Source organism: Kitasatospora sp. NPDC004799, assembly GCF_040609095.1.
In the GTDB taxonomy this organism is placed as follows: domain Bacteria; phylum Actinomycetota; class Actinomycetes; order Streptomycetales; family Streptomycetaceae; genus Kitasatospora.
This window is the reverse complement of record NZ_JBEXJK010000531.1, coordinates 1-4,931: the sequence shown is the minus strand read 5'-3', so window position 1 is coordinate 4,931 and position 4,931 is coordinate 1. Positions and strand designations below refer to the sequence as shown.

Here is a 4,931-nt window from a genome sequence, read left to right as displayed (position 1 = left end):
ATCCACTGCGGCTCCGCCCCGGCCGGCAGGGCCGCGCGCACCGCCGCCTCCTCGCCCGGGGCGCCGAGCGGGGCCACCAGCCGGACGTCCCGGCCGTCCGCGCCGGTCTCGGCGAGCACCGCGCGCACGCAGTCGGTGAGCGTCCCGGCCGCCCGCTCGGGCCGGTGGTAGGCGCGGAAGCGGGTGCCGAGCAGCCGGGCCAGTACCGGCCGCCCGGCCGCCGCCGCCCGGTCGGCGGACTCCAGCAGCCAGGCCACGCCGCCCTCGCCGAGCGGGGTCCGCGCGTCCTGGTCCGCGCTGTGCCACTCCAGCCAGGCGCGCTGCACCGAGTACTCCTCGGCGGCGCCGCACAGCACCCGGTCGCAGTGTCCGCCGCGGAGCAGCCGGGCCGCGTAGCCGAGCGCGAGCAGGCCGGTCGACCAGCCGCCGGCGATCGTGCTGTTGGGGCCCTTGATGCCGTGCCAGATCGCGCACTGGCCGGCCGCCCGGTTCATCACGGTGTTGGGGAACCGGGCCGGGTCGACCAGGTAGGGGCGGTCGCCGGTCAGCGAGTCCCGGGTGAAGTCCATGATGCTCTGCACGCTGCCCGAGCCGGTGCCCAGCACCAGGCCGACCCGCTCGGGGTGCTCCAGCAGGCCCGGGCCGCAGCCGTCGAGCAGGGTGCCGAAGGTGTGCACGGCGAGCGCGGTGACCCGGTCCATGGTCCTGGTGCCCTTGCGGCCCAGGGCGCCGGCGGCGCTGAAGTCCGGGACCAGGGCGCCCCGGTCGTACGGCCCCGGGTACGCGGCGCGGTCCAGCGCGGCGACGGCGCCGGTGCCGGCCCGCAGTCCCGCGCCGAAGGCCGGCGCGCCGACCCCGAACGGGGAGACCGCCGACCAGGCGGAGAACACCGGCTCGCGCACCGCGGGGGCCCGGTCGGCCGCCCGGGCCCGGGCCGGGCTGTCGACGGCGGTCATGCCCCGCCCCGGCCCACGGCCTTGCCCGCCTTGCCGGTCAGGGCGTCGGTCAGCCGGTCGTCGAAGTCGACCAGGCTCCAGTCGCGGCGGTTCTCGATCACCGCCCAGCCGTGGGTGATCCGGCCGGTGGCGGTGGGCACCAGGACGCCGTCGCGCAGCACGTAGGCGTCCATCCGGGAGGTGTAGGTCAGCCGCTTGAAGACGCTCTCGACGGTGTAGACGGTGTAGAGGGTCTCCTCCATCAGCGCCTCGTCCAGGATGGTGATCCGGGAGTGCGGGACGACCGGGATCCAGTCCTGCTCGTCCAGCAGGGTCTTGATGGAGACGCCGCGGTCGGCCAGGAAGAGGTCGACGACCTCCTCCATCTGCCGCAGGTAGCCGGACATCTGGACCCGCTCGGTGAAGTGGCAGTAGAAGTACGGCATCCGCCACGCCCAGCCGAAGGCGTTGCGCCCCGCCGTCAGCTGTTCGAGCGGGTCGGCGCCGGGCTCCAGCCGGACGGGCGCCAGCGGTGCGGACGCGGCGCCCGCGCCCAGCCGGTCGACGGTGAACGGGGTGAGCTCGGCGGGCGGTTCGGCGACGGCGTGGCCGCGCGGGTCGGACCGCAGGTGGAGGGTGACCTTGGCGGCGACGGCCTTCACCGGCTCGCCGGAGCGCTCCACGGTCAGCTCCACGCCCAGGCGCAGCCCGTCGCCCTGGGCGGGCAGCCGGCGGACGGTGGCGGTCACCACGTCGTCGATGTGCAGCGCGGTGAGGATCTTGGTGTCGAGGTCGGTGAGGTCGACGCCCAGGCCGTACCGCTCGAACAGTTCCCCGGGCGGGAACCCGTGCTGCCGGGCGTGGTCGTAGACGGCCTCCTCGACCAGGTAGTTGACGTGCTTGAACCCGATCCAGGTGCAGATGTTCGAGCCCTCGTAGCGCGGGCGGAGCTCGACCCGGGTGGTCGGGTCGGCGGCCGGGGCACTGCTGGTCATGGCAACTCCTGGGGTGAGAGGGTGGTGGCGCCGGCGCGCGGCGCCCCGGGCACGGCGGTGCGCAGGAAGTCGCACACCAGCCGGGCGACCAGGTCGGGCCGCTCGACCATCGGGAAGTGCCGGCAGCCCGGCAGCGGCTCGTAGCGCGCCCGGGGCACCCGGGCGGCGAGCGCCCGGCCGTCCTCGGGCCGGGCGGCGGTGTCCTGCTGCCCGGAGAGCACGAGCAGCGGCGAGCCGACCGCGCCGAGGTCGAGCGTGGGGGAGCGCAGGTAGGCCTCGAAGAACCGCATCCAGCCGTACGGCCCGACCTGGTCGCGCAGTTGGCGCGCCATCCAGTCGCGGTGGGAGCGGGGGAAGCGGGCGGTCTCGCCGACCTCCAGCGCCTCCTCGAAGACGCGGTGGAAGTCGTTGAGGTAGTACGAGATCACCGTCCAGTCGAAGTCCTTGGGACTGGGCCGGTAGAACGGGCTGATCAGGACGGTCGGCCGGGGTGCGGTCCGGCCCGTCGCGGTCGCCTCGACGACGAGGTTCGCCGCGTACGAGTGGGCCACGACGGCGTCGAACCGCTCGTCCAGCAGCTCGACCAGGAAGCGGCCCGGATCGGGCTGGGTGCCCCAGCCGTCGCCCTCGGACCGGGCGCGCCACGGCAGTTCGACGTCCCACAGCTCGAAGGCGGCCCCGGCCCGCCGGACCAGCGGGGTCCACACCGAGGGCTTGCCGCCCAGGCCGTGCAGCAGCAGCACCCGGATCGGGTCGGGGTCCTCCGCGGCCCTGCGCAGCCGGGGGATGGGCGCGCTCATGCGTCCGGGCGCCCCGCGTCGGCCCGCTCCGCCGCCGGGGGCTCCCGGTCGGCCCGCGGGTCCTCCCGGTCCGCCTTCCGGTCCTCCCGGTACGCGCCGAGGATGAGCACCGCGTTGTTGCCGGCGAAGGCCAGCGCGTTGTTCTGGACGATGCGCACGTCGGCGGTGCGGGCCCGGTTGGGGACGGGGTCGAGGCCGCACTCCGGGTCGGTCCGCCGGTGGTTGATGGTCGGCGGGATGAAGCCCTCCCGGATCGCCAGCGCGCAGGCGGCGGAGGCCAGGGCGCTCGCCGCGCCCATGGTGTGGCCGAGCATGGACTTGATCGAGACGGTCGGCGGCGGGGTGGCGAACACCTGCCGGATCGCGCCCGCCTCCGTCACGTCGTTGGCCTTGGTGCCGGTGCCGTGCGCGGAGATGAAGTCGATGTCCTCCGGCTTCACCCCGGCGTTGCGGTGGGCCAGTTCGATGCAGGCGGCGAGGCTGTCCTGGTCCGGGGCGACCGGGTGGTGGGCGTCGCAGTTCAGCCCGTACCCGAGCACCTCGGCGTAGATCCCGGCGCCGCGGGCCAGCGCCGAGTCCAGGCTCTCCATCAGCAGGATGCCGGCGCCCTCGCCGGTGAGGATGCCCTTGCGGTCGACGTCGAAGGGCTGGCTCAGCTCCGGGGCGATGGTGCCCAGCCGGTAGAAGCCGGTGAAGGTCTTGCGGCACACGGCGTCGGCGCCGCCGGACAGGGCGACGTCCGCCTCGCCCGAGCGGATGGCGTCGAAGCCGGAGCCGATCGCGTAGTTGCCCGCGGCGCAGGCGGTGGCGATGGTGACGGCCTCCACGTCGACGAGCTCCAGCTCGCGCACCACGCTGCTGGACAGCAGGCCGGCCGAGGAGCGGCGGGCCACCACGGCGGGCAGCTCCTCGGGGCCGTCGCGGAGCTGGCGCTCGGTCAGGGCGTCGAGGTCCCGGGACTCGCCGTCGGTGGTGCCGACCGAGACCAGGACGCGCCGGGCGCGCAGCTCCTCAGGCGCGAGCCCGGCGTCGGCCACCGCCATCCTGGCCGCCGCGACGGAGAACTGGCTGGCCCGGCCCAGCTCCTCGGGATCGCCGTGCTCGATCCACCGGGCCGGGTCGAAGTCTTCGATCTCGCAGCCGTTCGCGTGCGCGTAGCCCGTCGTGTCGAAGGACGTGATCGGTTTGACGCCGCTGCGGCCGCTGCGGAGTCCGTCCAGGAACTCGGCCGCCCCGGTGCCGATGCTGGTGACCGCGCCCAGCCCGGTGATGACGACCCGGCGCGGTGTCCGGTGCCCGCTGCTCACCATTGCTGACTCCGTTCTGTCGACTCGGCGCTGTGGCGGGCTACTTGGACAGGCTCTCCTGGACGACGGCGACGACGCCGTCCAGGTTGACCATCCGGATCAGCTCGGCCTGGTCGATCTCGATCGCGAAGGTGCGCTCCAGCGAGGAGAGGATCTCGATGGCGCCGAGCGAGTCGGCGTTGTGGTCCTCCTTGAACCGGCTGGTGTCGGTGACCTCGTCGGCCTCCAGTTCGAGGATGTCGCAGACGATGTCCTTGATCTGGGCGCGCTGTTCGGCGGTGACGACCGCGGTGCTGGGCATTTCGCCTCCCGGTGAGGGTGGGTGCGACAGATGATGATCTGAATTCTTCTCGGCCGCGCTGACGGACAACTGACGTGCAACTGACGGTCGTTGGTCGGCTTGACAGTGCTTGCTCACACCTGTCAGTCTCAACTTTCAGGTAGGAGGAAGAGGGTGGGGGTGCTGACAAGCGCGGAACTACTGGCCCTGCTGGCCGCCGTCGGGCACACCCAGCGTCTTCGGATCATCGGCGAACTGGCGCAGGGCCGGGTCCACGTCAGCGAACTGGCCCGGAGGCTCGGCATGTCCAGGCCGCTGCTCTACATGCACCTGGAGCGGCTCGAACACGCCGGCCTGGTGGCCGGTGCGCTGGAGCTCTCCGCCGACGGGAAGGCCATGAAGTTCTTCGAACTCACCCCGTTCGACATCCACGTCACGGTCGACACCGTCATCGCCGCCCTCCGGGAGGACGGGGCGCAGGTCGAGCGGGCCCGGCGCGACGCTTAGGGCGTGTCTGATGATTCGCGTTGGATCAGCGAGCGGCGTTGGGGTGCGTGCATCGCAAGGCGGAGGAGGGAGCCACTGCGGAGCATTGGCGACCGACGACAACGCGG

At 73.4% G+C, this 4,931-nt stretch carries 6 protein-coding genes; 1 reads left to right on the top strand and 5 read right to left on the bottom strand.

All coding sequences use genetic code 11. The annotated features are described in order from the left end of the window. From ABZW03_RS37285 to ABZW03_RS37265, 5 genes are all read right to left on the bottom strand, one after another. Nucleotides 1–956, bottom strand: a 956-nt coding sequence (locus tag ABZW03_RS37285; RefSeq protein WP_355268782.1) for a beta-ketoacyl synthase N-terminal-like domain-containing protein, incomplete at its 3' end; no start/stop codon positions are given. Next, entirely contained in the window at nt 953–1,930 is a 978-nt protein-coding gene (locus ABZW03_RS37280; RefSeq protein WP_355268780.1) for a hypothetical protein, read from the bottom strand. The genes ABZW03_RS37280 and ABZW03_RS37285, both read right to left, overlap by 4 nt. Then, nucleotides 1,927–2,730, bottom strand: a complete 804-nt coding sequence (locus ABZW03_RS37275) for an alpha/beta hydrolase (RefSeq protein WP_355268778.1) — start codon at nt 2,728–2,730, stop codon at nt 1,927–1,929. Before ABZW03_RS37275 ends, ABZW03_RS37280 begins: the two co-directional genes overlap by 4 nt. After that, nucleotides 2,727–4,040: a beta-ketoacyl-[acyl-carrier-protein] synthase family protein gene (locus ABZW03_RS37270; protein WP_355268776.1), complete on the bottom strand. Its 1,314-nt coding sequence runs from the start codon at nt 4,038–4,040 to the stop codon at nt 2,727–2,729. Before ABZW03_RS37270 ends, ABZW03_RS37275 begins: the two co-directional genes overlap by 4 nt. A 37-nt stretch (nt 4,041–4,077) precedes the next feature. Continuing rightward, entirely contained in the window at nt 4,078–4,338 is a 261-nt protein-coding gene (locus tag ABZW03_RS37265) for an acyl carrier protein (RefSeq protein ID WP_355268774.1), read from the bottom strand. A gap of 162 nt (nt 4,339–4,500) precedes the next feature. On the opposite strand from ABZW03_RS37265, the gene ABZW03_RS37260 reads away from it, so the two are divergent. Continuing rightward, entirely contained in the window at nt 4,501–4,824 is a 324-nt protein-coding gene (locus tag ABZW03_RS37260; RefSeq protein ID WP_355268784.1) for a winged helix-turn-helix domain-containing protein, read from the top strand. Nucleotides 4,825–4,931: the final 107 nt, after the last annotated feature.

Bases quoted from the DNA above. Each gene is read 5' to 3' on its own strand.
- ABZW03_RS37280 (WP_355268780.1), bottom strand. From the start codon at position 1,930: ATGACCAGCAGTGCCCCGGCCGCCGACCCGACCACCCGGGTCGAGCTC.
- ABZW03_RS37275 (WP_355268778.1), bottom strand. From the start codon at position 2,730: ATGAGCGCGCCCATCCCCCGGCTGCGCAGGGCCGCGGAGGACCCCGAC.
- ABZW03_RS37270 (WP_355268776.1), bottom strand. From the start codon at position 4,040: ATGGTGAGCAGCGGGCACCGGACACCGCGCCGGGTCGTCATCACCGGG.
- ABZW03_RS37265 (WP_355268774.1), bottom strand. From the start codon at position 4,338: ATGCCCAGCACCGCGGTCGTCACCGCCGAACAGCGCGCCCAGATCAAG.